Below are 1,576 nucleotides of genomic sequence, written 5' to 3' on the forward strand. Positions count from 1 at the left end.
CGCCGCCGGGCCGAGCCGCTCGGCGACCGCGTACGCGCCGGAGATCGACTCGCGGGCCGCGTCGTGGGCCGGGGTGGGCAGTCCGGCCAGCGCCGGGGTCACCTCGTCGCGGTAGACGGCGGACAGGACCGAGCCGAGCACCGCCACGCCGAGCGCGCCGGCCACCTGGCGGACGGTGTTGCTGACCGCCGAGCCCACGCCGGCCTTCTCCCGGGGTAGCGCCGACATGATCGACTCGGTGGCCGGCGGCATGATGTTGGCCATCCCGGCGCCCTGGACGAAGCCGAGCGCCGAGAAGATCCAGATCGGCGTCTCCGCGTCGATGAGGACGAACGCGCCGAGCGCGGCGGCGGTGAGCAGCAGGCCGACCGCGGCGACCGCCCGGCCACCGTAGCGGCGCACCATGGCGGCGCTGCGCGGCGCGAAGATCAGCTGGGCGGCCGCGAACGGCAGGAAGAGCAGGCCGCTCTCCAGCGGGCTGTAGCCGCGGACCAGCTGGAGGTAGAAGGCGCCGAAGAACATCACGCCCATCGCGGCGAAGAAGACCAGCCCGACCAGCGCCACCGGGGCGGCGAACCGGGGCACCCGGAACAGCCGGACGTCCAGCGACGGGTGGTCGCTGCGCAGCTCGTGGGCGACGAACCAGGCCAGCACGGCGAGGCCACCGACGATCGCGCCCCAGACCTGGAGCCGGCCGAAACCGTGCTCGCCGCCGTCGATGATGCCGTAGGTGAGGGCGACCAGGCCGACCACGGAGAGCAGCACGCCGAGCAGGTCGACCCGGCCCGGCTTCGGGTCACGGGACTCGGGCACCAGGGCGGCGACCAGGACCACGCCGAGCACCACCACCGGCACGTTGATCAGGAAGACCGAGCCCCACCAGTAGTGCTCCAGCAGGGCGCCGCCGAGCACCGGGCCGATCGCCACGGCCAGGCCGACCGCGCCGGCCCAGATGCCGATCGCCTTGGCCCGCTCCCGGGGGTCGAAGACGTTGGAGATGATCGACAGGGTGACCGGCATGATGGCCGCGCCGCCGATCCCCATCAGCGCGCGGGTGGCGATGAGCTGGCCCGGGTCCTGGGCGTACGCGGACAGCAGCGAGGCCAGCCCGAACAGGGCCAACCCGACCATCAGGAAGCGCTTGCGGCCGAACCGGTCGCCGAGGACGCCGAAGGTGAACAGCAGCCCGGCGAAGACCAGGGTGTAGGAGTTGATCGCCCACTCCAGCTCGCCCTGGCTAGCCCCGAGGCCGTGCACCGGGTCGGCCAGGGTACGCAGGGCGACGTTGAGGATCGTGTTGTCGAGGACGACCACGAGGAGGCTGATCACCAGCACCCCCAGGATCGCCCACCTCCTCGGATGTCCGGTGTTCTCGTGCGGTTCCATGTCCGTTCTCCCCCCGGATTGCCCGCGTCGAAATACGAAACGAGGCAGACTCGTAACGCTGCTGAGCCTAGGGGTCGGGGTTTCGATACGGAACCGGTTCGTATTGTTTGTGTCCCAGCTCACCTACCGCTCAGCCGGGCGGCCCGGCGGCCAGGGCCAGCCGGAGCGCCAGGTCGCGCGCCGGCAGGAA

The 1,576-nt window shown here is 72.0% G+C and carries 1 protein-coding gene; it reads right to left on the reverse strand.

What is annotated here, in order from left to right; all coding sequences use genetic code 11:
* Nucleotides 1–1,386, reverse strand: a 1,386-nt coding sequence (locus tag ACWEVO_RS36325; RefSeq protein WP_452311915.1) for an MFS transporter, incomplete at its 3' end; no start/stop codon positions are given.
* Between the last annotated feature and the right edge of the window lie 190 nt (nucleotides 1,387–1,576).

The sequence above is a fragment of the Micromonospora sp. NPDC003776 genome, assembly GCF_053605645.1.